The organism is Natranaerobius thermophilus JW/NM-WN-LF, assembly GCF_000020005.1.
In the GTDB taxonomy this organism is placed as follows: Bacteria; Bacillota; Natranaerobiia; order Natranaerobiales; family Natranaerobiaceae; genus Natranaerobius; species Natranaerobius thermophilus.
Genome location: NC_010718.1, coordinates 331,463 through 357,941, shown reverse-complemented (window position 1 = coordinate 357,941; position 26,479 = coordinate 331,463). Strand labels below are relative to the sequence as shown.

The following is a 26,479-nucleotide window of genomic DNA, read 5'->3' as shown; positions in this document are numbered from 1 at the left end:
CTATAAATATATTTATAGATTATCTTCTAATTTATCCCTTAATTCATCATCGAGTAAATGGGTGATTCCTGCAACTCTTTTGACTTCTAAAATAAAAGAAATTCCCTTACCTGGCTTGTTAAGTTCAGCTTCCTTAATAATAGCATCTAGTATATCTTCAGCATCTTCTCGTGGTACTAACGTGAGTATTATTTCTTTTTCTGGCTCTATAGTTATCCCAAGTAATTTAGCTTTTTCTCGTACTCCCGTGCCTCGTCCTCCTAGAACTGTACCCCCTTCAGCTCCAGCATTTTTTGCCGCTTCTACTACTAATCTAGATCGTCCTTTGTTTACAATAGTAATTATCAAATCAAATTTAATTTTACATTCTTTTCCTCTGCACCTTTCAGTCATTTTGTGAAGCCTCCTTTAACAAGTGTGCAATACCATCAACTTTCTTTAAATCCACTATAAAAGTAATTCCGGTTCCTGGTTTATTAAGTTCACATTTATCTAAAATTTCTTCGAATACTTTATCTTCTAATTCCTGCTTTACAATAGTTAAAACAACCGCCCTTTGTTCATCTATAGAAATACCAAATACTTTTCTAAAGTCTTTTATACTAGTACCTCTAGCCAATAATGTTGTTCCACCTTTTGCTCCAGCATCTTTCGCTACCTGACAAATCTTTTTGGCTTTCCCTTTTTTTACTATGGTCACTATTACACTATGATTCTTTTTCTTCATATTCAAGGTCTCGTTCATCTTGTTTCTCCTTTCTTGAATAAATTAAACCCAATATTAGTACGGATAAAATCGGAATCAAAGCTACCAATGCTATCATCCCAAATCCTTCAATCAAAGGATCTCTACCTTCAATTTCAGATGCCACACCTACTGAAAAAGCCATAATAAATGTAACCGTCATTGGGCCAGTAGCTACTCCTCCAGAGTCAAAAGCAATGGAGACAAAGTTTTCTTTCGTAATAAAAGTAGTGGCCAAAGCCAATCCATATCCTGGAAGTAGTAAGTACATTAATGGTATACCAACGATTATCCTAATCATTGCCAAAGCAATGGATAAACCTACACCTAATGACAGAGTTACTAATAATATGATTTGTGGAATATATCCTGCAGATACTTTTTCTACCTCATCACTTAAAGCCCTAACAGCAGGTTCAGCGAAGGTTGCCACAGCTCCTAGAATGAAGCCTACAGGAATAACAAACCACTTTTCTGTATGTTGAACCAAACCCTGTCCCAATAATTCTCCAATAGGTAAAAAACCTACATGTACACCTTGTAAGAAGAAAACTATACCAAGAAAAGTTAAAATAACACCTTTAGCCATGTTGGCAACTTCCACTCGTGGAAGCTTTAGGTACACTAATTGAAAGTAGGCAAAGAAAGCTATCAATGGAAGTAAAGCTATAAAAACTTCTATAATGGTATTCCATAGGCCTTCAAAAATAACAACTTCACTCACCCGTAAATCACCCCCAGTATCATCACTCCGATTATCGGACCAATTGATGCTAATGCAACAAAACCAAAGTTGTCATTAGCAGTGGTTCGGCTGCTTAATACAGAACTCACACCAACACCTAATGCTATGATAAAGGGGGCTGTTAATGGACCTGTAGTTACCCCTCCCGCATCGAAAGAAATAGGGACAAAATAAGTAGGAGTAAAAACAGACATAATAAAAACTCCAATATAGCAAACAATCAATATATACTTCAACGGTATGTCTAAAACCACTTTAATCATAGACAGAGATACAAATACCCCTACACCAATAGCAACAGTATAAATTAATACATGATGAGGAATAGCACCATCAGAGACCATGTCTATTTGAGAAGCTAACACCCTGACATCTGGTTCTGCAGCTGTCACTAAAAAACCTAGTAAAAAAGCATAGAATACAACAAGTCCTAATTTCCCGGTTTGCGGAATTGAGTTTCCAATGGATTCACCCATAGGAAGTAGTCCTATGCGTATACCGACGAGGAATAATATTAAACCTAAAACTACGAAAATCAATCCGACTAAAAATTGTAAAACTTCTTCAGCTGGAGATGACAAAGCAACTACTTGTAACAAAAATACAACAATAGTCAGAGGAAGCACAGCCTGTAAAACTTCTATTGTAATTTCTTTAAATATTCTCATTGGGATTTCTCCTTTTAGCTTTATTAGTAGGGACAGCAATAGTTAAGAATTCCCTTATTTGATCTTCGTTACCCAATACAATTAATTTATCTCACATTGCAGTTTGAATAATTCCACTCTAAATGACCAATAATTCCTGTTGTTATTTGTTTTCAACATTTTCGTATATAACCCTTTTGAAAATTTCATTTATTATATATATGACGAGTACATCGAAAAGAAAGTTATGAACAATATGGAGCAAAGATTCCTTAAATTATAAATAAGTTTTTGCTTTTTGGAAACCATAAAATCAGGAGGTGAGGCAGATGCAAATAAGTGGTAGAAATAAAATCACAGGTACAGTAACCAATGTTAATCCTGGCACAGTAAACTCGGAAGTAGAAATTGAAACACCTGGGGGTGATAAAATTGTAGGAATGATAACAAAAAGTTCTCAGGAAAGCATGAAAATTACAGAGGGCGAACAAATAACAGCTTTAATAAAAGCGTCTTCCGTAATGTTTATAAAAGAATAGTTCCTATTACAGCAGAATCGGAATACAGCCATGGACTAACTTTTTTTGGTTAGCCATGGCTTTAGCTTTAATTACATTAAATCACACTAAACTACCATTTATATATATTATATTTTACTTTTTCAGGTACTACTATTTCTCTGCGCTTTTCAATATTAGATAGTTCAATTAAAACCTCATTTGTTATGAAACTTGATGACAGTAAAAATCTATTTTTGAAGTAATCAAAAAGTTCTTTAGTTAGGTTCAATTTATAGTCAGTAAAAGGTGGATCATAACTGATGCAAAAAGCACACAATTTACCAATATCCTTTGATAGATGTCCTTTTTCAACTGATTCAAAATCTAGTCTGTAAATTTTGTTTTTGTTTTTATCAATAATGAAGTTTCTCAGATTCATATCCCCTAAAATAACGTTGTTTTTATAAGAGTCTACAGCCAATGCATTATAAACTCTTTCGAGAGTTTTACCTAGCTCATTAATTAAAGAATTTCCCCCTTTGAATAATTCATCAACCAATAAAAACCCGTCAATATATTCTGTTATTATTATTTTATTAGAACTATATAGAAGTCTTGGTACTGGAGCATCAATCTTTGATAGCTTATTTAGAGTGCTGAGTTCTTGATAATATTTTCGGTAATTAGTAAATGACTTACAAACTAAAAAATGTTCTTCATTGTTTTTAGTAATTACTTTTAATTTTAGTACTTGATTCTTCTTACTTTTAAATTGTTGTACAAAGTCATAATCTTTAATTTGCCAATTTTTAATGAAATTATCGGGAAGTACCATTTTTATCACCTATTGTTATTTCAATTCTGGCATTTTTCTTGTACCCATCTAACTCTTTTACTACACCTTCAACAGCATTTCTAAGTATGTCTTGTACAAAAGGAACCATGTCTATTTCATGACCATCAACTTTAAGTTGAACTGAATTTTCACTTCCAATAGGACAGTCATTCCTATCCCTCTCACCCCTTAAAATTTCCCCTGTTAATTCCTTGCATGAATATCCACATGTTCCGCAACATTTTTCAGGTAAATTAGGAAGAGCAGGAAACACTTTTTGCTCAATCAAATCTACCATTTGATCAATATTAGTGATTGTATTAATCACTGGTATCCCTTGATATTCTTCAATTTCATTAGAGATTCTACCGGAGATTGCAAATACAGTTTCATCAAGCTTTGCTTCGATTTCTTCTATATTATGGGCTGATATAATTTTAGGAACAAAAAAATCCTCAACACCTTCTAATACTACGTAATCATGGTCATACTGCCTAAGTATATCCTGTACAGATAGACGTTTTTTGTATAGAATATCTGTTTCAAAATAGCCTCTTGCTGTAACCAGATCCGCTCCTGCTTTATAATGTCTATCAGTATTAGTACCTTCTTCATCAATGGCAAACTTCTCATAGTGAATTTCTTTAATTGACCCTACGGAATACCGTCTTTTTGTTAATTCAGTAATAATATTTTCAATAATTGTTGTTTTACCAGATCCTGTAATACCTGCAACTGATAGTACTCTCATGTTATACCCCCTTACCCTGCTAAGTTAATAAAGTCCCCGAAATAAATTGATAATATAGCTGCAGTTATCAAACCTGCAGAAAACATCACTGCATAATCTTTTATAGATAAATGTAATACCCGATAACTTGTCCGAGTTGGATAAGCTCTGAAACCTCTCATTTCTACGGCTATGGCCAGTTCCCTGGATTTCACGATAACACTTGATATCATTGGCATTATCAGGTAGGAATAAATTTTAATTTTTTTGCCCCATGGGACTTTTTCTAATTCTAGTCCTCGTAACTGAATAGCAGTGATTATATCAACTGCTTCTTCTTTTAACAATGGCAAAAATCTTATTGCTATGGCAACCATAAACGCTAATTCATAAGGAATTTTCCATTGATAGAGACCTTGAACGATATCCCTTGAGCTGGAAGTACCCATAATAGTGGCTGATACAAGTATAATCATAATCCTGAGAATTATGGATATACCCCTGGTAACCCCTAAGGAGGAAAGAACAGTAATATCACCGATACTAAATAACTCTTCTCCTCCAGAGGTGAAAATACTTTGAATAAAAACCATGGCAACAAAAATCCACAAAAATTTTCTGAGCTTATAAATTGCCTTTAGAACTTCACTCTGGAAATAAAATGATATACCAAGGGCTACAATCAACACTCCTGTCATCAATACTAAATCTTCTAGAAACACTGCCAAGCTGGAGAGACACATTACTATAAATAGTTTAGTCCTGGGATCATATTGATTGTTCTGCACTTGTTCGTGTGTCACTAATAATCTCACCTCCAGCTATCTTAATAATCCTATCAGCATATTGAGTAACAAATTCGTAATCATGACTTATAATCAGCATACCAACATCGTTATCTAAAAGCTTCTTTAATATTTCCAAAAGTTCAGACTTACGTTTTATATCTAAAGCTGTTGTTGGTTCATCTAAAATTAAAAAATCAGGTTTATTAATTAGTATTGAGGCTAGAGCAAGGCGCTGTTTCTCTCCCTTACTTAAATAAAAGGGAAAACTAGACCTTAAATGATCCAGGTGAAACAAGGACAACATGTCATTTACCAATTCACTTATTTCATTATCTGAGAACCCTCTGACTTTTAATACAAAGGACAGCTCTTCTTCCACAGTTGGAGCAAATATTTGTCTGTCTGGTTCTTGAAATAGATAACCTATTCTTTTTCCAATTTCTCCGAGGGACATTTCTCTGGTATCTTTATCGTCAATTAATACTTGTCCTGAAGTTGGTTGTAAAACCCCCGCCATTAATTTTCCCAGGGTGGTTTTACCACTTCCGTTAGCACCTATTAAAGCAGTCAATTTACCATCAGAAAGAGTCAAATTCATCCCATCTAAAACCTGTTCTGTACCATTATAACTATAGCTTACATTATCAACTCTAATCAGCTTTATCACCCCTAACAATACCTATTAGAGTTTTTGAACCTCTCATGACTAAAGTCACTAGAATACGTGACGACTGGTTCTTAAGTTATAAACTTCCTGTAAAATCAGTCAGTTTCCCACCATCTAAAAGTTTCACTCTATCAGCTATATTTAGATTAGCCATATCATGCTCAACCATAATAATTGTTCTTCCTTCATTCTTTAGATCAATAATTAAATCTTTGATCATTTTTTTACCATCAGGATCTAATTTGGACATGGCTTCATCAAAAATTAGTATTTTAGGATTCAAGCTTAAAACAGAGGCTAGAGCTATTAATTGCTTTTGTCCTCCAGAAAGATGATGAGGATTTTTGTATCTTTGTTGTTCCATTCCTACTTTTTTAAGGGATTCATCAACCCTTTTTTCTATTGCATCTCTTGCAAAACATAAATTTTCTGGTCCAAAAGCAATCTCATCCTCAACGGTAGGTGAAAACAACTGGGTTTCCGGATTTTGAAAAACGATCCCCAAATTAGTAGCTATTTGTGATAAACTTAATTCCTGTGTGGATCTACCATTAATTAATACTTCCCCTTCCATAACTCCTTGTTTTATTAAAGGAATAATACCGCTAATACAGTAACACAAGGTACTTTTCCCGCATCCACTAAGGCCTACAATTGCCAGTACTTCTCCTTCTTTGACCTTTAGGTTGATATTTTGTAATAAATCACTGCTGTTACTGGGGAACCTGAAGCCAAGATTATTTATCTCGACAGGAAAACTCAATTTACATCAATCTCCATTAAAAATTTATTCCACCGCTGTCCAAACTCATCCTGGCGGATAATTACCTGATAAGGACCTGATCCTCCTTCTTCTTTTGGTGAAAGGGGTTCCCCGTTAACTTTGTACACAATATATACATTTTCTTCATCAAGTACCTCATCCGGGGTTAAGGCAACGGTATAGCCGTCAGCGGCTCTAGTTACAACCTGTTCAGAGTCTGATAAAGAAATGTCATATTCCTCAATTAAATCCTTCATTAAAATACCAGTATACATATTATCCCTATCAGGACTATCACTGCTTCTTAAAGTTTCTTCAAATTCATGCTCATCGAGTTCTAAAATATCCTCAAACTCTACAGTGGCAATATCTTCTCCATCAGATTTTAGATAAATTTCAGCTTCCCTTTGACTTTGTAACCTGTCTTCACTTTCTGCAGCATTTAAATAGGCAAATACCACCACTATTACAATAAGTACCGCCGTTGCAGCTAAAACCTTTTTAGTCATTAATTTCACCTCCATCAAATTTCCAGTAAGGCATAAACATATCTTCAGTCATTAGTGAATTGTGATCTCCACCTTCCTCGGTTTCATGCATGCCATGATCGGCATAGATAATTACTTTACCTTCCCAAGTGGTTACCAGTTCTTCTACAAGTTTATCATTCCAGGCTATAGCTTCCATAGTCTCTTCAGCCATATCGCCATAATCGTGTCCAACTATATCAACATCTTTGTAGTGAACAAACATTAGATCATAGTCTTTTGACATTTCATTTAAAGCATTTTCAGTTTTTTCATAATCAGTACTCCCATCATCGTTCCCATCCATAGATAGTATTGGATCAATTTCCAACTCTATTGTTCCCTTAGGACCTATAATAGCCGTTGATTTCTTCCCGTGATCTTCACAATATCCAAAAATTGTAGGAACTTCTGTGCGCCTAATCCCTCTTTTGTATACACCATTAATATGAGGAAGCTCTCCTGTTAAAGATGATGCCACATTAACTGGTGTTACCGGGGGATATGTCACCATGGCTTTCTCTGGAGCAGGGAGTTCCTTTAAAAATGGCGCATACCCATTGTCGATTGCATATTCATACTGATGATAACCCAAGCCGTCTATTAAAATAAGCAGTACTTGTTCATCTTGGGTTAACAGCTCCTTGGAATCATGGTAAACCTCTGTAATCATTTTGTCAGGGGGGTCTAATACGATTCCTGCAGCCTGATCGATTTCTATATCATCTCCAGCCATATAACCAATATTATTTTTATTAAGAACAAAGGTACCATCTTGTCGATAATTTTCTACTTCACCTTTTTTTCCAACTACAATAATTTCATCGCTATCATCAAGGGTTACGTAGTTCTCAATATCAATTATTTTCTTTCGATTAAAAGTACTGGCTTCTAAGTCTTCACCATTTTGACTCACACTTGAACTCCCTCTGTACATAGTTGAAACATGATATCCATTTTTGTATATCTCACCCGGAGAAATGCTAGTTATATTTTCTCCTGGTTTTATGATATTGAAGCCATCTTCAAGGGATAAATTATTAGCAACCACTGCAATACTTTCAATATCCTTGATATTGCTGCTTACGGGGTGGTTATTATTGATAGCTTCCCAACCATTTTCCTGCGTAAATGCAATATAACATTCATCTAAATTATCACTTGATATAGAGGCACTGAATCCGTCATGACTAACATAAAGAACCTTAAAATCTTCAGTATAAGGTTGTGATTTGTCCAGCAGCTTATTTAATGGTAATGCTTCTAATTCTTCTTCTCTGTGTTCGAGGCTTACAGTGTCAGATATATCATTTATATTTTCAATCGAAACAAAATCTTCTACATCACCTACTATCTCTAAAGGTTGTATATAGTCAATGTCCTTACTCTCTTCTTGAGAAGTGTCATCTCTACTGCATCCTAAAAATAATAGAGAGAAAATAATTGGAATAATAATGACAACAACAACAAGTTTTTTATACCGTTTTATATTCCAGTTTATTTTTTTGTCTAATATCAGCATTGAATCCCTCCTTATACTTGTGTCAGCTTATATCTGAAGTTTACTTTTAAACTGTTTTACTACTGCGTTGGCTATAATTCCTCCAAGTCCTCCAGATAAAGAAGCTGCCGATAAACTTAGTACCAATGGAATAAAGGGCAGCCTAAAAAAGACCAGGTTTACCAGAAAAGTCCCGCTAATATTGGCAGCTATCCCGGCCACAAAGCAACAACCAATACAGCATCCTCTATGTCTCGAAACTAAGAATATTAAATCTACTGCTAGACCTGGTAATATATATGTGAATAGGCTCATAAATCCGTGGGTTCCCAAAAAACCAATTGCCATGATGACTATAGCCTGAACAGCTGCAATTAATGTAGCTGTCCCTAACTTACCTACAAGACCTGCACCTATTACAATCCACATCATGTAAAAACCACCGGCCACAACACCACCAGGTATGAACAAGGGCCCTGTAATAATATGGGCTAAAGGAACAATAACGGGTTTTGTAGCAAGTCCCAAACCAGCCATCAAAGATATGACGATTAAATCAAATATGGAAAATCTTTTTAGTATCGTATTAATTGCAGCCATTCTATCCCACCTTTCACTAAACTACTTTCTAATAGTTACTTTACTGGTCGTATAGATAATAGGTCTTTTACGGCTTTACTTCTTGGAAGCCCATCAAAAGCTGATGAAACTTCTCCACTATCTCTAATGTAAACAATACCTGAAGATAAATCTTCACGATCTATTTCCACGGAATATCCGTCAATTGCCTCAAGTTCATATTTGTCAGATTCAGAAAGGCCAAACTTGTCCACTAAATCTTTTAAAGATACACCCGTATCATCTTCTACTGACATCTCTTCAAATTTTTCCATTCCTTGTTCTACTGAGAAGAAGCCAGTTTCACCTGTTAAAATCCAAACTAGGTCTCTAACATGCATCCCCCGAGGGAGTTCTGGAGACCTAAAAGCAGGCGTGTTATCTCCTTCGGTTAAAATATAAGCATCGATAAAAGTTTTATACTCTTCATTTTTGTCAAATCCATCTGAAGCCAGTAAGTAGACGTCCTGGGTTGTATCTAAATCTGAAAATAAGTCTGATGTTTTAACAGCTTTACCTTCATCTTCGCCTTCATAATCAATCTCATCTAATTCTAATACCAAAGTCTCTAAAAAGTTAATTTCTTCTAGTGTAGAAGCTTCTTGGTCACTAATTTCAGCATCATAGCCAACTAACTCTATCTCTACCAGATTACTAACCCAATACATTGCTTCTTCTTCAGGAATAAATGCCCTAATTGGTCTTGTATCTTCATGCAAGGGTTCATTATCAATTTCATAAGCAAGAATAACATCCCTATTCTCTAAAATTTCATCTGGTACTTTAACTGAATAACCATCACCGGCTGTTAATCTAATGGCATCTAAATTATCACTGTCTTTATCTATTAATGCTAATAGATCTTTAAATAATGTTCCTTTAATTGGATACTCATCCTCGATTTCACCGTCATCATCTGTTCTAACTATGTCTTCTGTTACTGATTTTAGCTCCATCAACTCTTCTACGCTAAACTCAAACTCTCCATCTTCTTCACAAACAATTGTGATTACATCCTTTTCTCCCGGGTATTCATCGGCAACTTCTCCATTTGCACTATCCTCTTTTTGATCAGTCATATCTTCCCCTCCACATCCAGTTAAAACAACTAACAAAGATAAAATGACAAACATTTTAACAAAACTTTTAAATAATTTAAACATTTGAATCCTCTCCCTTCATAAATAGAACGCTTGTTATATTTGTAACTTATTATACCATGCGATATGTTTTGTTGTACATAGCGAAAAACAAAAAAACTCTCTCTTTAATAATGGCTTGTATTAATGGAGCTGTTATATTTATTGTTGATACTGTAAATTTTCAATTGACGGATTATTCGGATTTGACAGTACTCTTAACGAGTGAACATGATAAGTAAACAGAGGACAAGATCAGCAAATAACATGCTGCTTATTTGCTGATCTTATTCAAGGATAAATAGTGAAATTTTACAGTTATCAACGTTCAATTTAATACAGCCATATTAATAAAAAGGGGGCTCGTTATGTCTGTGTTGACATATCGCTATATATATCTATTTTCAATATTTTTATAAGAATTCCTTCCTTAAGGAAGAATAAAATTTTAATTCGCTCAAAAAAATTTATTTGAGTTATTATTCTAGTCCTTAAAAAAATTAGAATCTAAAAATTCCTCAAATTGTTCTTGTACATAATTCTCAGTTTTGTGGTATAGCTCATCATAGTTTTTTAGCAGTATATCTCCTTTTTCAGTAAGAGTAGTCCCTCCACCACTTTCCCCACCATATTTTTTCTCAATCAATTTACAGTTAAGTCTATCTTCTACTTTTTTTAATCTTCCCCACGCTGTGCGATATGACATATTTAGTTTTTCGGAAGCTTTACTTATAGAACCTGTTTCCTTTATTGCTAAAAGTAATTTAAGTAAACCTTCCCCAATTATCAATTCACCATCATTGTTTTCTACCCAAAGCTTAAATTTAATTTTCATTTTTACACCCCTAGTATATAATATCATGTGATCAATTCAATTAACAAAAAGTATCCTCCAAAAATTTGTTGATCTAGTTTATCATTACAACATATTTTTACAAAAATTTTAATATAGTTAATTATAAAAATTGCAGGATTTTAAATTTTTATATAGAATAATTATCATGCGCTATGTTTGTCACGACATAGCGTTAGCTTATAGTAATGAGGTGATTACAATCATGTTACAAAAAACACTAGCTTTGATTTTGGGATTAACATTAACTCTAACTTTAATTGGATGTTCTGAAGATGAAACATCGGTATTAACTATGGCAACTACAACCAGTACTGAAGATTCGGGATTATTAGATGAATTGTTGCCAATCTTTGGAGACGAAACAGGTTATGAAGTGGATGTTATAACTGTTGGGACTGGACAGGCTTTAGAAATTGGACGAAGTGGTGATGCGGACATTTTACTTGTTCATGCAAAGGAACTGGAAAAAGAATTCGTTAACGATGGTTACGGGACTGAACGTTTTCCTGTAATGTACAATGATTTCGTGATCTTGGGACCTACAGAGGATCCAGCGAAAGTTTCAGAAGCCAATGATTTAGACGAAGCAATGTCTTTAATCTATCAGATAGGAAAAGAAGGAGATTCCACCTTTAGCTCAAGAGGAGATAAATCTGGGACTCATGTAAAAGAGACCACCCTTTGGGAAGAGTTCCAATTAGACATTGAGGGAAAAGAATGGTATGATTCCTTAGGTCAAGGTATGGGAGATACTTTAATTGCGGCTAACGAAATGAGAGCTTATAGTATTTCAGATAGAGGGACTTTTCTTTCTATGGAAGATAGTATAGAAAATCTCCAAATTGTCTTTGAAGATGATGATATGCTTACAAACCCGTACGGAATTATCCCAGTAAATCCTGACACCCATGAAAATGTTAATTACGAAGCAGCTAATGAGCTGGTAGAATTCTTTGTGAGAGATGATATTCAGCAAAAAATTTCCGAGTTTGGAATTGAAGAGTACGGCCAACCTTTATTTTTTCCGAATACCGACTAGACACTCATACTTTTATGGAGGGACAATATGGATGCATTTATATCCGGACTTTCAGAAGCTATAGAGTTATTAATCAGTTTTGACCCTTATGTGATGAATATAATTTCAGTTTCAATGATGGTATCAGGAATAGCTCTTTTAATTGCTGCCATAATTGGGATACCATTAGGTGCTTTTCTTGGTTTGACTAATTTTCCTGGTAAACATCTGGTGGTTGCTCTTTTATATACTGGCATGGGTTTTCCACCCGTAGTCATTGGCTTATTTGTTTTCATCTTATTCTCAAATGTTGGCCCTTTTGGTTCCTTGGAGTGGTTATATACGACAAGAGCCATGATTGTTGCTCAATCTGTCATATCTTTTCCATTAGTAGCAGGTTTCACTATGACTGCCGTTATGGGAGTTAATCAAAATCTTTTGCTCCAACTAAAAGCTCTCGGAGCTACTAGACGTCAAATCCTTTGGGCAACAGTTAAAGAAGCAAGACTCGGAGTTTTAGTATCTGTTATTGCAGGTTTTGGGGCTATTATATCAGAAGTTGGTGCAGTTATGATGGTGGGAGGAAATATTGCAGGTAAAACCAGGGTCCTTACAACTGCCATTGTTCTAGAAACAAGACAAGGTAATTTTGGACTTGCCATGAGTTTTGGGTTAATTCTTTTAACTATAACTTTCATTGTTAATTTTATCATGCTACATTTTCAAAAAAGGAAGTTGATTGGCCGTGACTGATAAAGTGATATATAATCTACAAAATATTTCTAAGACCTATAGTGATAAAACTGTGCTAGATATCGATAGCCTAACTATCCGTAAAGGTGAAATTTTAGGTTTAGTTGGTCCAAGCGGTGCAGGGAAAAGTACATTACTGCGTATTTTGAATTTTATTGAACACACTGACAGTGGAGAAGTACATTTTCTAGGTAAGGTATATAATAAGGACAGCTTACCTGATTTGCATACTCGACGAAAAGTTACCACAGTTTTTCAAAGGCCTTATTTAATGACTAGTTCAGTATATCAAAATATTATTTATCCTCTAAAAATCAGAAAGCAAAACTATGATTCCCAAAGAGTAGAAAAAATCATTAATAAACTAGGGTTAACACAATTAAAAAATCAAAGAGCTGATAAATTATCAGGTGGAGAAGCTCAAAGAGTATCATTAGCCAGAGCGTTAATTTTTAATCCTGAAGTAATACTCCTTGATGAACCAACTTCAAACTTAGATCCTGCCAATGTAAAAATCATTGAAGACATGATTGCAGACTATAGAAATGAATTTAATGCAACTGTCGTAATGGTCACTCATAATGTATTTCAGGCTAAAAGACTGGCAACTAAAGTCAGTTTACTTTATAAAGGTAAAATAGTGGAAATAAACGATAAAGACGAGTTTTTTACTAATCCAAAGCATAAAGTTACAAAACAATTTTTATCAGGAGATCTTGTATATTAATTTAATTATTTTGCCAATATGATAACTTCATAAACTCGAGGCAGAAAGGATTTTCACAAATCTTATAACACAAGATAAAAAAATAACCGAGGCAGCAGATTAACTGCTACCTCAGCCAGTTTACGTTCTATCATGATTTAAAGTCTAACTTTAAAAGAAAACTTTAATTTTTAGCTGATTTTGTACCCATACCGGACATTAACAGTTCCATTAACCATATTCCATTTGATCTAAAAGGTAAGTAGCATAAAGTATAGGCATAGATAAAATTCTTCTATAATCTATTTGTGGCATTACGTTATTCAAACCAGCTATATCTGGTTTACTATTTGCTTCAATTAACCATAACTGTTGATTTACATCCACCGCTACATCAAGTCCAATCTCCCCTTGCATTCCAAAAGAAGCTTCTATAGCATCACATATTTTGGTAGTAAACTCGTGAAGGATTTCCCAACCAGGGATTGGGTATGCTAATTTATCTCCTGGAACAACAATCAGCTCATCAGCCCCACCGGCAACATTAGTTATAACTGCATTTTTTTGACCTATCCTAATTGAAATAACCGTAAGGCTCCAACTGTTAGAATGATCCTTCTGAGCTAGAATTCTCATATCAAAGGGGCGGCCATTTAGATTAGCCAAATAAACAGGCTGTTGGACAATTCCATTCTCTCCTACAAGTTCAATTACAAATTTAATTAGTACCTTCTTATCTAAAAAAGTCCAAGTTTCTACTGTTTTCCCCCCTATTTCGCAGCAATACCCATGATTATAATTATAAATTCTAACAACTTCTGTACCATGGCTTCCATAATTACTTTTACAATATATCATTTGATATTTTGCTAACATTTCATGCAAATTGTTTGAAGTTAGTATTCTAGTCTCTGGTAAATGTTGTTTCAATTCTTCAAAAAAGTTGACACTATCCCATGTTTCCCATTTACCAAAAAACCTCTTATTATTAATTGCTTCTAGTTCACTAAGATTTTGTCTTAATGATTGATTTTGCTCCTTTATAGTCTGTCTTCTAACAGGTTCACCGGGGTAAGTAGCTTGATCATAAAGGATTTGAGGAAACTGTAACTGAGATTCTCTCCACTTTTGCGAATTTATATCATAATATAGTCCTTTAATGGTTTGCTTATTCCAATCTATACTTTCTAAATCAATACAATAAAACATAACACCGTATTGACTTGCTAAATGTACGGTTTCATCCAATTCTGTACCCTGTTCGTTGCTTTTTAAGAATTTAAATGTAGTTGATGAAATAGTGATCCCCATTGTTATACCAAACTGGAGTTTGGATCCTTTTTTAGCAATAAACTTTACTAAGGTATTGCTTGGAATAGCAAAATCTTCGTAAGCTTTACTATCAAGATAAACAAAATTTGGATCACTATCAAAATTTTGTTGTTTAACTATCATTTCCTCACTCTTTTGTCCAATTTGTACTTCTACTTTATCGTATTCATTTAGCTTAAATAATTTTATTTGATAGTTATTCAAATATATTGGCGGATACTCTAATTCATTTCCAATAATTTTATTTGGACTTTTCTTAAATTGAAAGACATCATTTTTGTTGTATTCAGAGGTCAATTTTTGTTTTGGATGAATTTTAGCTGGGTCAAACCCTGATAATTCACACCCTAGAAGTATGGGGATTTGGTTGATTCTCTTTTTTAGCCCTTTATTTTTTAATCTGTTAAAACTAACTTTTAAGGGTTTACTATTCACTTCTATTAATGAAATAGCTCCATTAGCTTCTAATGCCAGGTCAACTCCTAGCTCTCCTATAAACCCATATTTTTCTTCTAAAGATGTGCCAATTCTTTTGGAAACAGATATTATCCTATTTTTTACGTACTCCTCTTTGCCTGGAAATACCCTTTTAAGCAGTTTATCTATAGCTATTACCTTACCACCACTTCTTGGACTTGTAATTATACTATCAGTTGGTGAAATACGAGCATTTATTCCCGTTACCTCCCATTTATAACGATGTCTTCGTTGTAACATCACCCTAATATCAAAATTATTCCCTAAGAAAGTCCCTAAGGTTATTTTCTTTTGAATTACATACCCCCTAGAAATATCTAAAATTTCATTGATTTTTTGTATAGCTGAATCTAGATCTTCAAATTCATGCTTGATTTGATCGTTATCTGATTCATTAGTTTCATCTTCTAAACTGTATTTTAGTATATATTTTTCGTCTTTTTTTTCTAATGAAGCAATTCCTTTACCTTTATACATTTTATCCGGTTTTAATATGATGGCCTTGTGGTCATTAATAAATTTTTGCAGGTTTTCTCGAGAGTAATCTATAAAAGGCGGAATTACTCCTTTTAAATAGGGGAATGTTTTTAAAGATTCGTATGTTTCCAGTTTGCCAATTTTAACAGGCCAGTTATAAATAAATGTGTTAAGACCATGAGTATTTACTAAGGACCTTAGTTTGTACGAATCAGCCCTTCCTTCTAATCCAAAGCAACGGTCATATACTACTTTAGGAAAAGGAAATTTCTTTTGTGACCAGTTTGAATCTTTATCCCAATAATGTCCTGTGACTATTAGATTATTTATATCAATATCTTTTAGAGTAAAAAAGTAAATTAGTCCATTTTTTTGTGCCATCCAATTTTGAAAATTCGAGTATATACTATCAAAGTCACCAATCACTAGTTTTTCGTGTTTACTTTCGCTGATTAAAACACCCAAAAAAGGACCTAATTCAAGGCCTTGTTCAGTTAGTTTCAAATTTAATTGATAGGAATCGGATAACATTAACTCTTCTTTCACTGATTCTGTCATATAAAAAATATTATCAAAACCTTTTTTAGAAACAAGCTTTAGCTTAATCCAGCAGGTTCTGTTACCAGCAATTAGCTGAACATCGGTTTTCTTTTCCCCTAAGCTTTTTAAAATTATATTTTCTTTATCAGATATTGAAATAACATTTTCATTGCTGGTCATTATTGTTACTGGAATCATAGACAAGTTATTCACCTCCTTACAACATATAATGTATTAATATATATTTTAGTGAAGTTAATAATCAATTCTTGATTAAAAATGACATAGTATTATATTGAATAAAATTCCTGAGTGGAGGTGTAATTATTGGGTCATGAAATGAAAAGGGTAAATTTACAGGCTAAAGAAGGTGAACAACTCAATGTCAATATCAAAGTTCATGATGAAAAAAGAGCTATAATCCACGGAGTCGTAGTTGATAAAGATAATAAACCGATAAAAGATGCTGTAGTATTACTTTTTAAAGACTTAAATTATGATCCTTGTAAGGTTGAACCGTACTACAGTACTTTTACAGATGATTGTGGACAGTTTATTTTTGGACCTTTACATCCCGATTGTGATTACACAATTAAGGTATGGGCTAATGGATCATGCACTTTCAACCTTTACAAGTAAGTTTAATTAAAGTACTTAGGTAGTTTATATTTAAATAAAAATTCCCACCTATAGGCTATAGGCGGGAATTTTTATTTTTAAATTATTGTCGCTATTATATTTAGTTGTTGAACTAGCTAAGTGCGGCCGTCCTACTTATCCCTGTATATCTCGATTATTATATCCCTTAAATCCAACTATCATTAAAACAAGTGCAAATACCGTCATCACTATAACACTAAAATAATTCATTTCTTCTACGGGCAGTTGTGGAATATTGCCAAAGGGCGACAATTTAGCCAGCCATTCGGGAAGTTGTAATATACCACTCAGATATACCACGAAAAAAGAAAAACCTAAATACAACCAAGTTAATACTGTAGCTTGAGGCCAAATACCAATCAGTAGTACTGCTGCTCCAATCATAACCCACATAGCAGGTAAATATACCATGGCAGAATTAAAGGCAGTATAAAATGGAATAGGCTCCTCCATTACTACTGTTCCTGCTGACCATAAACCCAGCATAGCAAGTAAAAGCATAATGAAGCCAGTAAAAAGTGAAATCACCAACATACTTGCCATTAATTGATTTCGTGAAACAGCTCGAGTCAAGAGATTTTCTGTTCGATTCTTGTTTTCTTCTCCTCTTAATTTCAAGATCATCATTAAAGCTGGTACAGTACTTAATATTGAAATCACTACCATTAAAAGGGTCAAAAACTGTTCCGTTAAAGTATGACCCTGTCCGGGAGGCAGAATTTGCTGCATTATTTCATTGTCAGTGAAAAAGGCTTCTAAATCACCGAAAACAGAGCCATAAGATGCACCTAAAACTAGCATCCCAATAGCCCAAGCAATTATACTAGTACGTTGCAGTCTCAACCCTAGGCCTAAAGGGCTTAGTAAAAAAGGTGTTGCCTTCCTTCTACCTGGCCTGGCCGGTATAAAACCAGCTCCCAAATCTCTAATTGAATTTAAATACAGGGAGTAGGCTACGATTCCAAAAGCTGCTGCTAAAGTTAGTAATATAGGCCACCAGTAATTATTTACATATACTTCTGATCTTAACACCCAACCTAAAGGAGAGAACATAGATAGGGTTTCATTGCTCACATCACCAATAGCACGAACAAGATAAGCTAGACCCAAAAATCCAAAAGAAAGTCCAATCGTGCTCCGGGTATTTGCGGACAACTGGGCAAATAAAGTGGTAGAGGCTGCAAAAATCATCCCAGTCACCCCGACTACTGCCCCGTATAGTAGTGACCCTTCTAATTCCATATTTTCAATACCTAAAGCAAATAGTCCAAAACCTAAACAAAGGGCTAAAATAACATTTATTCCAAAAGAAACTATTATAGTGCTTAAAACATTGGAAAGCCTTCCAACGGGTAGGGAGCGAATCATTTCTATCCTACCCTCTTCTTCGTCAGCCCTGGTGTGTTTGATAATAAATAAAATATTCATAATTGCTACGGCAATTGCCGTAAACAGTAGCATTTGATGTCCCATCATAGCTCCGATAGTATAATTATTTAAGCCATAACCTGGACCTACCATTGCTGTCATAGCAGGGTTTCTCATGGTTTGTGCAATAGCCTGTCGTTCTAGTTCGGTTGGATATAACTCAACAAAACCTTGGGCAGTAATCATGGAAATTAAAATAACTGCTGTTAACCATATTGGAATACTAATCCGATCACGACGCAATATAAAACGTACAAGTTGACCTGTATTACTATACATTTTATCTGCCATCAGAACTCACCCTATCTTCACTGTAATAGCGCATAAACAAGTCTTCTAATTTAGGTGGAGCACTTTCCAATTTGATTATGTCAAATTGACTAAGATATTTAATGACAACTCCCAATTTCTCTGAATCAACCTGAAAAGATAGTCTATTGCCCTGTTCTTGAATGTCATGAACTCCATCGAAACCTTCAAGAGATGTTGATGGTATAGCTTGCTTGGTCTCAACCATGACATCAGTTCTAGTTAAATGACGTAGTTCATCTAGAGTACCCGCTTCTATAATTTCACCTTCTTTAATGATACTCACTCTATCACATAACCGTTCAACCTCGGATAGTATATGACTTGATAGAAAGATGCTTTTTCCAGCAGCTTTTGCTTCGTTTACACATTCTTGAAAAACTCGCTCCATTAAAGGATCTAAGCCTGACGTAGGTTCATCAAGTATATACAAATCTGCATCTGAAGCAAAAGCAGAAATCAAAGCAATTTTCTGACGATTGCCTTTAGAGTAGGTCCTACATTTTTTACTAGGATCTAGATTAAATTTATCAATCAATTCTTTCCGACGTTTTTTATTCAGCGAACCTCGAAGTTTGGCAAACAAATCAATAACTTCTCCCCCGGTAAGGTTCGGCCACAAATTTACATCACCAGGAACATACGCAATTCTCTTATGCAGTTCTACTGCGTCATTCCAAGCATCTTTTCCAAAAATAGTAGCTGCACCCTCAGTTGCCTTTAAAATTCCCAATAAAATACGAATTGTAGTAGTCTTACCCGCTCCATTCGGCCCAATGAAACCAAATATTTCACCTTTTTTAACTTCCAGGTTAACCTTTTTTAGAGCAGTGAACTTCCCAAACTTCTTAGTAATATTGTCTGCTATCAAAATGGTCATTTTTACCCCCCTCTTGTCTATAATAAACTTTTTTCAATATATCTAAATACTGATCCAATTCATCCCAATAAGGTTCATAATCAATTTGTGATAATTTCTGGCCCTCCAACTTCTTGAGTATCTCTTGTTCATAACCCTCAAGAGTCCAGTAAATAAGTTTTAGGATTTTATCCGAATCAATATCTTGGCGAAATAAAGAAGTGTCTACATTTCTAAATAGTACTCTATAACCATATTCTCTTGCATCAATAAAGCGCTTTTGTAGTTCCTGTGGTAATTTAACATCTTTATTTATATAAATTGAACCCAAAAAATTAAAAACGTGAGGATTTTCAGCATATTTTTTCATTTTTATTTGTGCGATCTGTCTATATCTTTCTATAAAATCAACTACATTTTCATTAATATGGCCGAGGTACTCATTAGTCACATAGTCTATGGAATAATCAATTAAATAGTAATAAAGTTCCTTTTTATTCTTGAAATAGTAGAACAGCATACCTTTGCCAATCCCCGCTTGCTTAACTATTCGATTTGTAGAAGCTTTTTCATACCCATGTTCTGAAAACTCTTTTAAAGCAGCAGTTATAACTCGGTCTTGTTTTTCCGGTTCTATATTGGTAAATTTTTCTGTCACCATGCATCACTCCTAAGGATATTTTTCTAGATTACACGAATTGTTCTAAATTGTTCTAATAAATTTCACTTTTTTTGACCACATTGGTCTAGCTTGATTGATATAAGTATATCACCATCGACCATATTGGTCAACTAATTTATATTAATTTTAAAAACAAACAAAACTCCCCTCAAGGTAACAAAATTATCACTAGCTGTTATCCTGAGGAGAGCGCAACTTTTCTATCTCTACTAACTTGTTTTAAGTCAAGAAGATGATGAGGAGGAAGGAGGCGGCGTTTTTTGTTTATAAGCGTATTTATCCATAGGACTTACATATAGATTAAATTGGGTATCTAAACACGCATAAAAAATTTCCTGAGGAGAGTCAAAACCGCGCTTGTTTAGCTCACTTACTAACCATTCCTCGGATAAATTAAGTTCTTGTAAATGCCCATATTCTATTTCCCCATCCATGATCAAGTGAACCGGGATACCGTCAAAGGATGTTTGAATATTTAAATCTTGTCTAGTCACCGGTCGTTTATCACTTTTGGTGATAACACTCATCTGCCCACTTGGCTCCACTATAGCGTATTCCACATCTCTAATATTGTGTACATTCTGCTGACGAAGCTGAGAAATTAGGTCATTTAAATCAAACCTGACTTTCCGCAACTCATTTTCCAAAATTCTACCCCTTTCAATAACCACACTAGGGGTCCCAGTAATCAACTTTTGCACGAGTTTATTCTTCAGCCCCCATTTGACAAAAAGAACTTCTAAGCTCATTAAAGTAAATAAAGGAATGACACCGATATAAATGGGCATGGTTTCATCTTCTATAGTGACAACGGAAATCTCGGCAATCATGATTGAAACAACCAGGTCAAAAGTAGACAGTTGACCAACTTCACGCTTACCTAAGATCCTCATAATCAATAATATGGTGAAATATATTACAACAGTTCTGAGAAATATGGTTAAAGCCAAAGCTAATAACCCTCCTGATCTCGTTGGTGTTACAAATTATAATTCTTTTATTATTGTCGCTGTTATATTTAGTTGTTGAGCTGTAAAATTGAAATTTTACAGTTATCAACATTCAAGCTTTAATACAATCGATATAAAAATAAACAGTAGGACAGCTTGTTCCTGTCCTACTGCCGGTTAGATCATCTAACCTTCCATGACTACAACATTTTCAGCTTGGGGTCCCTTGTCCCCTTGGGTAACTTCAAACTCCACTTTTTGACCCTCTTCTAGGGTCTTAAAGCCTTCTTGTTGAATGGCTGAAAAGTGGACAAAAACATCTTCTCCATCATCTTCCTTCTCAATAAAACCATAACCTTTTTTAGGATCGAACCATTTAACAGTTCCTCTCATCGTTATTAACTTTCCTCCTTAACCAGTGTTCTGTTACTTACTCTTAACCAAAAAAGCTAAAATAATACATTTTCAAAGGAAAATCATGAAATTTTAGAGAATCAAAATATATATGGGACCATTTAGAACAAATTTTAAAATATCAGGAGGGAATAATTATGCAATTTCGAACAATTCCCAAATTAAACATTTCTGTATCTGCTTTGGGTTTCGGATGTTTGAGATTCCCTATCCACAATAATGACTACGAAAATATTGACGAAGAACAAACCATTAAATTGCTCCGTCACGCCATAGACAATAATATTAACTTTATCGATACTGCATATCCATATCATGGAGGCAATAGTGAAACAGTAGTAGGAAAAGCATTACAAAATGGTTATCGAGATAAAGTTTATCTAGCCACCAAGTTACCTGTACCCAAAATGGAAAGTGAAGAGGATTTCGATAAATTTTTGGATGAACAACTTCAAAAACTAAATACAGATTGGATTGATTTCTATTTCTTACATGCTTTGAATCCTGTGAACTGGGAAAAAACAAATAAATTTAATTTATTAACCAAGCTAGACAAAGCTAAACAGGAAGGTAAAATAAGATATCCTGCCTTTTCCTTTCATGCCGGTACCGAATTATTTAAAGAAATCATTGATGCTTACGACTGGCCATTAACACTTGTTCAATTTAATTATCTGGACGAGTATCATCAAGCTGGTATAGAAGGAATCAAATATGCTGCCCAAAATGATGTCGGAGTAGCTATTATGGAACCTCTTCGTGGTGGTCGGCTGGGCCAAAACCTTCCCCATGAAGCGAATAACTTGTTTAACTCAGTTAACGAGAATCGTTCTCCCGCTCAATGGGCTTTAAGTTGGGTATTAAACTATCCAGAAGTCACCACTGTATTGAGCGGAATGAATAGCTTTAAACAGTTAAAAGAAAATATGACCATAGCTACAGATACTTATCCCAATAGCATGACTAGAGAAGAACTTAAAACCATCGAAGATGTTAAAGAAATATATAAGGAGCGAATTCAAATAGGGTGTACTGATTGTAGATATTGCCTGCCCTGCGAACCGGAAAACATTCCAATTTCATCGATTTTCAACCTGTACAATGAGCTGCACTTATTTAAGGATCAAGACAAAGCCAAACAGACTTATCAAAAATTAATCGACGGAGAAAGAGATGGAGGAAGATGCATAGAATGTGGAGCTTGTGAACAGGAGTGCCCACAAGATATACACATCAGAAGCTGGCTAAATAAAATTCATAAAGAATTGCAAGCGATTAATTAGTTTTCCTAGCTTTCCGCGAAATTCAATATTTACAGCCTTTTCAGGACAGAGTTCATGACAACAGTAACATTCAATACAATTATCAGGTGTTATAGTATAGAGATTTTTATCTCCATTAGTGCTTCGTTGTGTTTTAATAGCATCAACAGGACAACTTTTTTGGCAGATACCGCAGTGAGCACAGCTATTACTATCTATTTGAGGGACAGTTCTTAACTGGTTAATTACAGCTCGAGTCAGCCAGGATGGTACCATTTCAACAAACCTGGTATCAGGTAATTGAAAATTATCAACGCGATATTTAGAAATATTGTCAGGCAAACTAATTTGACCTAAATCTGCCGTTCCAAATTCCAATGCTTGTGCCATCCTGGTAGTTTTTACTTGTAGTGGACGAAAGCCGATAATATTACACGCTACTTCATCAAGGGCCACTCCATCTTTACTTGCCAAAATTAAACCCAAGTCTTTTCTAGTACCAGCCGAAGGACCATTTCCTTCCATAGACCAAATTCCATCCATAATTGTCAAATCAGGTTTGACCGTATCGTATAAAACAGATAATAAGCGTGAGAACTCATCGGTATCTGGATATTTTCTGTGTAAATCCCGCTTTTGATTCCCAGGTAAAACTCCGTACATATTTTTAACTGCCCCAGTGAAATACGTCAGGCCGTGGGTTTTTAGTTTAGGCAGGTTGATTATAACATCAGCTTCTATAACAGGTTGAGCTACATAGAATTGATAAGTATTACCTTGGACTTGAGAAGTCATTTCTACAGAGCCAGCTTCATCAAAATTTACAATTTCCGCACCCGCTTCCTCAGCCGCCTGTTGTATACCGCTAATCTGAAAAGCCCTGTTCGTCCTTGAGCCTTTACTGGTCATACCACCGGATGAATCACCTACTATGGGATTAGCTCCTAGTTCTTTAACTAGTTCGCAAATAACTTTCACAAGTTGTGGGTGGGTAGTGACTGCTTGTTCTGGTTCTTTAGGGCTCAACAGATTAACTTTCAGTAAGACTTTATCACCTTGATTAACTAATTTCTCTAATCCACCGAAGTAATTAAGGGTTTTGATGACGGTTGATTTAAGTTGTTCATGTTTGTAATCTAAACATCTTTCTATACCAACTTTTACAAGTTTATTTTCCAAGATCAATTCCTCCCAAAAAGTTATCTAAGCTATCTTTAAAATTAGTCTAAATTTTAATATCTGTTAACTGTTATTATAACAAAATCATCTTTAAAAAAAGATTAGTTACTTTTCAAAATTTATGCTAAAATATACTCGTGACTCTAACAAGGAGGTGAAGTAATATTAGTAGAAAAAGACATATTTTCTTTAGCAAAGAGTTTCTAATAGTGCTATTGTATTTATGTGCTTTAATTATTGCTGGTTTTATTTTTGGCTTTGAGGAAGGATTCATTCAAGATTTACGTGAAATCACCACAGTACCAGCTGTTCTAGTTACTGACTTTTTTGTTGTTGGAAGTTTAGGAGCTGCTCTTGTAAACTCTGGTCTTGTAGGAATTGTAGGTTTGTTTTTTGCATTTTTCTTGAAAGTTCCTATCAAAGGACCCATAATTGCAGCTATTTTTACAATGGCTGGCTTTTCTTTTTTGGGAAAGACTATTATTAATATTTGGCCGATATTTTTAGGGGTATGGCTATATGCAAAAACCCAAAGGGAAACTATCCACCATTACATTTTAAATGCTTTATTTGGAACTGCCCTTGCGCCTATAGCTTCAAGTGTTTCCTTTGGTCTCGGTTTAGGAATTTGGGGAGGTTTGATATTAGGAGCTTTAGGAGGTTTTTTAGTGCCACCCCTAGCCGGACATTTCCTAGCTACTCATCAAGGTATGAACTTATATAATATTGGCTTTACAGCAGGTTTTGTGGGCACTTTATTTGCGGGCTTATTTAGAGGTTTTGGAGCTAGTAAGGATCTGGTAGAAATGTGGGGTACCGGCTTTAACCCGGCAATATTTATACCATTAACAATATATTTAAGTTCCATGATAATTGTCGGACTAATCTTAAACAAAGGTCAGTTAAAACCTTATTTTGAAATTCATAAAATGTCCGGTGCTCTGGTCTCGGATTTTGTCACGCAAAAAGGTATTGGATCAACTCTTATGAATATGGGAATAGTAGGTTTAATAGGTACCCTTTACGTAATAATTGTAGGAGGAGAGCTAAATGGACCAAGTATGGCGGGAATATTTACCATAGTAGGATTCGGTGCTTTTGGTAAACATTCCTTAAATATGACCCCAGTAATGCTAGGAGCTTTCCTTTCCTTACAGCTGTTTCACTGGAGTCCCACTGAAGCCGGGCCAATTTTAGGAGTATTATTTGGGACAACCCTTGCCCCGATTTCAGGTAGTTTTGGACCAATAGCCGGAATCATTGCCGGATTTTTACACATGTCTATGGTAATGAACGTAGGATATTTACATGGAGGATTAAATCTCTATAATAACGGCTTCGCTGGTGGTTTAGTAGCCACTATGATGGTAGGTGTATTAAAGCATTTCCAAACTGATTCCGAAAAGGAGGGTGACTGATGACCGCTAGATGGAAAAGAATCAAAGGGCTTATGGACGAATTAATTACTAACTCATTTAAAGCAGGTGCTACTGTCCTAGAATCTAAAATTATGGATGAGGACGATAAACACATTGTGTACGTAAAAGATAATGGCAAGGGCATGTCTGAAGAAAAACTAGAACAAGCCAAAAAACTATTGGACCAACCTAGAAGAGATGAGTTAGAAGAATATTATGGAGAACTTGCGGGGAGAACTGCCAAAAATTCTGGCTTATCTATTGTGGGCATGATGGTAGATGAGTTTGAGATTAAGTCAGAAAAGGGACAGGGAACTGAGATAAAATTAATTATTTATAAAGAGGATTAAGAATTGATCATTAGTTATCACCTAGTGGTATTCTGCCGCACAAGGGACGTGATGTTATATTATGAATCATAACGGAATCTGCGTAATTGGAGGGGCCAAATAGATATTAAAGCAGCTAAATTGACTGTTTCAACAAAACAAGTGTTAATAATAATCTCTTGGGATTACTCGCGAGGAGTGACTAAAGTATGGAGAGTGGCGAAATGCTAAAAAATAGCCCAAGTTATTTGCATTTTTCACAGACAGTAGCCCAAGCAATTAAAAATCGTCAACCTATCGTGGCACTGGAGTCTAGACTTACCTCTAACCCTAGAATACTTAGAGACTCAAGGGGTTCCAGTGATAGGGTTGCAAACTGACGAGTTCCCTGCCTTCTACACAAGGACAAGTGGTCTCCCTATACCAGAAAAAGTTGATTCAGTCTCAACTGCTAGTGAAATTATGCAAACAAAGTGGGAATTAGGTAAAGAAGTAACTCCTTTTCTGCTCTCTAAAATCGAAAAAACCGGGGGCAAAAGCCTTGACGCAAATATAGCACTAGTAAAAAATAATGCAAGAAAAGCAGCTGAACTGGCCTGTGAATATAATTACCTAGAGCAGTGAG

General features: G+C 34.8%; 29 protein-coding genes and 1 pseudogene. 9 read left to right on the top strand and 21 right to left on the bottom strand.

Annotated features, from left to right (window positions below; all coding sequences use genetic code 11):
- Positions 1–12: 12 nt before the first annotated feature.
- From NTHER_RS01875 to NTHER_RS01860, 4 genes are read right to left on the bottom strand one after another with little or no spacing between them, the layout of a single operon-like run.
- The gene (locus NTHER_RS01875; protein ID WP_012446829.1) at positions 13–393 is read right to left on the bottom strand and encodes a P-II family nitrogen regulator; all 381 of its coding nucleotides are present in this window, start codon (positions 391–393) and stop codon (positions 13–15) included.
- Positions 386–745 carry a P-II family nitrogen regulator gene (locus NTHER_RS01870; RefSeq protein ID WP_012446828.1) on the bottom strand — a complete coding sequence of 120 codons (360 nt, stop codon included), beginning with the start codon at positions 743–745 and terminating at the stop codon, positions 386–388. The genes NTHER_RS01875 and NTHER_RS01870 overlap by 8 nt, the downstream gene beginning before the upstream one ends.
- On the bottom strand, positions 708–1,469 hold the full coding sequence (locus tag NTHER_RS01865; RefSeq protein WP_012446827.1) for a DUF1538 domain-containing protein: 762 nt from the start codon (positions 1,467–1,469) through the stop codon (positions 708–710). Before NTHER_RS01865 ends, NTHER_RS01870 begins: the two co-directional genes overlap by 38 nt.
- Positions 1,466–2,158 carry a DUF1538 domain-containing protein gene (locus tag NTHER_RS01860; protein WP_012446826.1) on the bottom strand — a complete coding sequence of 231 codons (693 nt, stop codon included), beginning with the start codon at positions 2,156–2,158 and terminating at the stop codon, positions 1,466–1,468. Before NTHER_RS01860 ends, NTHER_RS01865 begins: the two co-directional genes overlap by 4 nt.
- Before the next feature lie 308 nt (positions 2,159–2,466).
- Here NTHER_RS01860 and NTHER_RS01855 point away from each other — a divergent pair, with 308 nt between their 5' ends.
- Positions 2,467–2,676, top strand: a complete 210-nt coding sequence (locus tag NTHER_RS01855; protein ID WP_012446825.1) for a TOBE domain-containing protein — start codon at positions 2,467–2,469, stop codon at positions 2,674–2,676.
- 91 nt (positions 2,677–2,767) lie between these two features.
- Here the strand turns inward: NTHER_RS01855 and NTHER_RS01850 are convergent, their stop codons facing one another.
- The 10 genes from NTHER_RS01850 to NTHER_RS01805 all read right to left on the bottom strand — a co-directional run bounded on the left by NTHER_RS01850 (position 2,768) and on the right by NTHER_RS01805 (position 11,040).
- Positions 2,768–3,472, bottom strand: a complete 705-nt coding sequence (locus tag NTHER_RS01850; protein WP_012446824.1) for a BUD32 family EKC/KEOPS complex subunit — start codon at positions 3,470–3,472, stop codon at positions 2,768–2,770.
- Complete coding sequence (locus tag NTHER_RS01845; RefSeq protein WP_012446823.1) at positions 3,456–4,223, bottom strand: molybdopterin-guanine dinucleotide biosynthesis protein MobB; 768 nt, start codon at positions 4,221–4,223, stop codon at positions 3,456–3,458. Before NTHER_RS01845 ends, NTHER_RS01850 begins: the two co-directional genes overlap by 17 nt.
- Positions 4,224–4,234: 11 nt before the next feature.
- The gene (locus NTHER_RS01840; RefSeq protein WP_012446822.1) at positions 4,235–5,005 is read right to left on the bottom strand and encodes an energy-coupling factor transporter transmembrane component T family protein; all 771 of its coding nucleotides are present in this window, start codon (positions 5,003–5,005) and stop codon (positions 4,235–4,237) included.
- Entirely contained in the window at positions 4,971–5,657 is a 687-nt protein-coding gene (locus tag NTHER_RS01835; RefSeq protein ID WP_012446821.1) for an energy-coupling factor ABC transporter ATP-binding protein, read from the bottom strand. Before NTHER_RS01835 ends, NTHER_RS01840 begins: the two co-directional genes overlap by 35 nt.
- A gap of 76 nt (positions 5,658–5,733) precedes the next feature.
- Positions 5,734–6,420, bottom strand: a complete 687-nt coding sequence (locus NTHER_RS01830) for an energy-coupling factor ABC transporter ATP-binding protein (protein WP_012446820.1) — start codon at positions 6,418–6,420, stop codon at positions 5,734–5,736.
- Positions 6,417–6,929, bottom strand: a complete 513-nt coding sequence (locus NTHER_RS01825; protein ID WP_012446819.1) for a molybdopterin-dependent oxidoreductase — start codon at positions 6,927–6,929, stop codon at positions 6,417–6,419. The genes NTHER_RS01830 and NTHER_RS01825 overlap by 4 nt, the downstream gene beginning before the upstream one ends.
- Positions 6,922–8,469 carry an alkaline phosphatase family protein gene (locus NTHER_RS01820; protein ID WP_012446818.1) on the bottom strand — a complete coding sequence of 516 codons (1,548 nt, stop codon included), beginning with the start codon at positions 8,467–8,469 and terminating at the stop codon, positions 6,922–6,924. Before NTHER_RS01820 ends, NTHER_RS01825 begins: the two co-directional genes overlap by 8 nt.
- A 27-nt stretch (positions 8,470–8,496) precedes the next feature.
- Positions 8,497–9,048 (bottom strand): ECF transporter S component, encoded by a 552-nt coding sequence (locus NTHER_RS01815; protein ID WP_012446817.1) that lies wholly within the window; start codon positions 9,046–9,048, stop codon positions 8,497–8,499.
- Positions 9,049–9,083: 35 nt separating this feature from the next.
- Positions 9,084–10,229 (bottom strand): molybdopterin-dependent oxidoreductase, encoded by a 1,146-nt coding sequence (locus tag NTHER_RS01810; protein ID WP_012446816.1) that lies wholly within the window; start codon positions 10,227–10,229, stop codon positions 9,084–9,086.
- Between the two features lie 460 nt (positions 10,230–10,689).
- A complete protein-coding gene (locus NTHER_RS01805; protein ID WP_012446815.1) occupies positions 10,690–11,040 on the bottom strand; it encodes a winged helix-turn-helix domain-containing protein in 351 nt (116 codons plus the stop codon).
- Between the two features lie 223 nt (positions 11,041–11,263).
- Here NTHER_RS01805 and NTHER_RS01800 point away from each other — a divergent pair, with 223 nt between their 5' ends.
- The 3 genes from NTHER_RS01800 to NTHER_RS01790 are packed head-to-tail and all read left to right on the top strand — an operon-like array spanning position 11,264 to position 13,559.
- A complete protein-coding gene (locus NTHER_RS01800; protein ID WP_041366819.1) occupies positions 11,264–12,100 on the top strand; it encodes an ABC transporter substrate-binding protein in 837 nt (278 codons plus the stop codon).
- Between the two features lie 27 nt (positions 12,101–12,127).
- Entirely contained in the window at positions 12,128–12,832 is a 705-nt protein-coding gene (locus NTHER_RS01795; RefSeq protein ID WP_012446813.1) for an ABC transporter permease, read from the top strand.
- Entirely contained in the window at positions 12,825–13,559 is a 735-nt protein-coding gene (locus NTHER_RS01790; RefSeq protein WP_012446812.1) for an ABC transporter ATP-binding protein, read from the top strand. Before NTHER_RS01795 ends, NTHER_RS01790 begins: the two co-directional genes overlap by 8 nt.
- 210 nt (positions 13,560–13,769) lie before the next feature.
- Here the strand turns inward: NTHER_RS01790 and NTHER_RS01785 are convergent, their stop codons facing one another.
- The gene (locus NTHER_RS01785; RefSeq protein WP_238526132.1) at positions 13,770–16,562 is read right to left on the bottom strand and encodes a YheC/YheD family endospore coat-associated protein; all 2,793 of its coding nucleotides are present in this window, start codon (positions 16,560–16,562) and stop codon (positions 13,770–13,772) included.
- Between the two features lie 129 nt (positions 16,563–16,691).
- On the opposite strand from NTHER_RS01785, the gene NTHER_RS01780 reads away from it, so the two are divergent.
- Positions 16,692–17,003, top strand: a complete 312-nt coding sequence (locus NTHER_RS01780; RefSeq protein WP_012446810.1) for a carboxypeptidase-like regulatory domain-containing protein — start codon at positions 16,692–16,694, stop codon at positions 17,001–17,003.
- A gap of 135 nt (positions 17,004–17,138) precedes the next feature.
- Here the strand turns inward: NTHER_RS01780 and NTHER_RS01775 are convergent, their stop codons facing one another.
- From NTHER_RS01775 to NTHER_RS01755, 5 genes are all read right to left on the bottom strand, one after another.
- Positions 17,139–18,743: an ABC transporter permease gene (locus tag NTHER_RS01775; RefSeq protein WP_012446809.1), complete on the bottom strand. Its 1,605-nt coding sequence runs from the start codon at positions 18,741–18,743 to the stop codon at positions 17,139–17,141.
- On the bottom strand, positions 18,733–19,641 hold the full coding sequence (locus NTHER_RS01770) for an ABC transporter ATP-binding protein (protein ID WP_012446808.1): 909 nt from the start codon (positions 19,639–19,641) through the stop codon (positions 18,733–18,735). The genes NTHER_RS01775 and NTHER_RS01770 overlap by 11 nt, the downstream gene beginning before the upstream one ends.
- Entirely contained in the window at positions 19,610–20,281 is a 672-nt protein-coding gene (locus NTHER_RS01765) for a TetR/AcrR family transcriptional regulator (RefSeq protein ID WP_012446807.1), read from the bottom strand. Before NTHER_RS01765 ends, NTHER_RS01770 begins: the two co-directional genes overlap by 32 nt.
- 245 nt (positions 20,282–20,526) lie before the next feature.
- Entirely contained in the window at positions 20,527–21,252 is a 726-nt protein-coding gene (locus NTHER_RS01760; RefSeq protein ID WP_012446806.1) for a DUF421 domain-containing protein, read from the bottom strand.
- Between the two features lie 186 nt (positions 21,253–21,438).
- Positions 21,439–21,645, bottom strand: coding sequence for a cold-shock protein (locus NTHER_RS01755; RefSeq protein ID WP_012446805.1), 207 nt, complete (start codon positions 21,643–21,645; stop codon positions 21,439–21,441).
- A 158-nt stretch (positions 21,646–21,803) separates the two neighbouring features.
- On the opposite strand from NTHER_RS01755, the gene NTHER_RS01750 reads away from it, so the two are divergent.
- Positions 21,804–22,949: an aldo/keto reductase gene (locus tag NTHER_RS01750; protein WP_012446804.1), complete on the top strand. Its 1,146-nt coding sequence runs from the start codon at positions 21,804–21,806 to the stop codon at positions 22,947–22,949.
- Here NTHER_RS01750 and NTHER_RS01745 read toward each other — a convergent pair.
- Positions 22,911–24,107, bottom strand: coding sequence for a DUF362 domain-containing protein (locus NTHER_RS01745; protein WP_012446803.1), 1,197 nt, complete (start codon positions 24,105–24,107; stop codon positions 22,911–22,913). The genes NTHER_RS01750 and NTHER_RS01745 overlap by 39 nt on opposite strands.
- Before the next feature lie 209 nt (positions 24,108–24,316).
- Between NTHER_RS01745 and NTHER_RS01740 the strand changes: the two genes are divergently transcribed.
- The 3 genes and pseudogenes from NTHER_RS01740 to NTHER_RS01730 form a co-directional block, all read left to right on the top strand.
- Complete coding sequence (locus NTHER_RS01740; RefSeq protein ID WP_012446802.1) at positions 24,317–25,525, top strand: DUF1576 domain-containing protein; 1,209 nt, start codon at positions 24,317–24,319, stop codon at positions 25,523–25,525.
- Positions 25,525–25,875, top strand: a complete 351-nt coding sequence (locus NTHER_RS01735; RefSeq protein WP_012446801.1) for an ATP-binding protein — start codon at positions 25,525–25,527, stop codon at positions 25,873–25,875. The genes NTHER_RS01740 and NTHER_RS01735 overlap by 1 nt, the downstream gene beginning before the upstream one ends.
- 291 nt (positions 25,876–26,166) lie before the next feature.
- Positions 26,167–26,478: pseudogene (locus NTHER_RS01730) on the top strand (pseudouridine-5'-phosphate glycosidase); the annotation flags it as partial.
- Position 26,479: the final 1 nt, after the last annotated feature.

What these genes read in the sequence shown, in the direction of transcription:
- NTHER_RS01875 (WP_012446829.1), bottom strand. Translation starts at nt 393, where the DNA reads ATGACTGAAAGGTGCAGAGGAAAAGAATGTAAAATTAAATTTGATTTG.
- NTHER_RS01870 (WP_012446828.1), bottom strand. Translation starts at nt 745, where the DNA reads ATGAACGAGACCTTGAATATGAAGAAAAAGAATCATAGTGTAATAGTG.
- NTHER_RS01860 (WP_012446826.1), bottom strand. Translation starts at nt 2,158, where the DNA reads ATGAGAATATTTAAAGAAATTACAATAGAAGTTTTACAGGCTGTGCTT.
- NTHER_RS01855 (WP_012446825.1), top strand. Translation starts at nt 2,467, where the DNA reads ATGCAAATAAGTGGTAGAAATAAAATCACAGGTACAGTAACCAATGTT.
- NTHER_RS01850 (WP_012446824.1), bottom strand. Translation starts at nt 3,472, where the DNA reads ATGGTACTTCCCGATAATTTCATTAAAAATTGGCAAATTAAAGATTAT.
- NTHER_RS01845 (WP_012446823.1), bottom strand. Translation starts at nt 4,223, where the DNA reads ATGAGAGTACTATCAGTTGCAGGTATTACAGGATCTGGTAAAACAACA.
- NTHER_RS01825 (WP_012446819.1), bottom strand. Translation starts at nt 6,929, where the DNA reads ATGACTAAAAAGGTTTTAGCTGCAACGGCGGTACTTATTGTAATAGTG.
- NTHER_RS01820 (WP_012446818.1), bottom strand. Translation starts at nt 8,469, where the DNA reads ATGCTGATATTAGACAAAAAAATAAACTGGAATATAAAACGGTATAAA.
- NTHER_RS01815 (WP_012446817.1), bottom strand. Translation starts at nt 9,048, where the DNA reads ATGGCTGCAATTAATACGATACTAAAAAGATTTTCCATATTTGATTTA.
- NTHER_RS01810 (WP_012446816.1), bottom strand. Translation starts at nt 10,229, where the DNA reads ATGTTTAAATTATTTAAAAGTTTTGTTAAAATGTTTGTCATTTTATCT.
- NTHER_RS01805 (WP_012446815.1), bottom strand. Translation starts at nt 11,040, where the DNA reads ATGAAAATTAAATTTAAGCTTTGGGTAGAAAACAATGATGGTGAATTG.
- NTHER_RS01800 (WP_041366819.1), top strand. Translation starts at nt 11,264, where the DNA reads ATGTTACAAAAAACACTAGCTTTGATTTTGGGATTAACATTAACTCTA.
- NTHER_RS01795 (WP_012446813.1), top strand. Translation starts at nt 12,128, where the DNA reads ATGGATGCATTTATATCCGGACTTTCAGAAGCTATAGAGTTATTAATC.
- NTHER_RS01785 (WP_238526132.1), bottom strand. Translation starts at nt 16,562, where the DNA reads ATGATTCCAGTAACAATAATGACCAGCAATGAAAATGTTATTTCAATA.
- NTHER_RS01775 (WP_012446809.1), bottom strand. Translation starts at nt 18,743, where the DNA reads ATGGCAGATAAAATGTATAGTAATACAGGTCAACTTGTACGTTTTATA.
- NTHER_RS01770 (WP_012446808.1), bottom strand. Translation starts at nt 19,641, where the DNA reads ATGACCATTTTGATAGCAGACAATATTACTAAGAAGTTTGGGAAGTTC.
- NTHER_RS01765 (WP_012446807.1), bottom strand. Translation starts at nt 20,281, where the DNA reads ATGGTGACAGAAAAATTTACCAATATAGAACCGGAAAAACAAGACCGA.
- NTHER_RS01755 (WP_012446805.1), bottom strand. Translation starts at nt 21,645, where the DNA reads ATGAGAGGAACTGTTAAATGGTTCGATCCTAAAAAAGGTTATGGTTTT.
- NTHER_RS01750 (WP_012446804.1), top strand. Translation starts at nt 21,804, where the DNA reads ATGCAATTTCGAACAATTCCCAAATTAAACATTTCTGTATCTGCTTTG.
- NTHER_RS01735 (WP_012446801.1), top strand. Translation starts at nt 25,525, where the DNA reads ATGACCGCTAGATGGAAAAGAATCAAAGGGCTTATGGACGAATTAATT.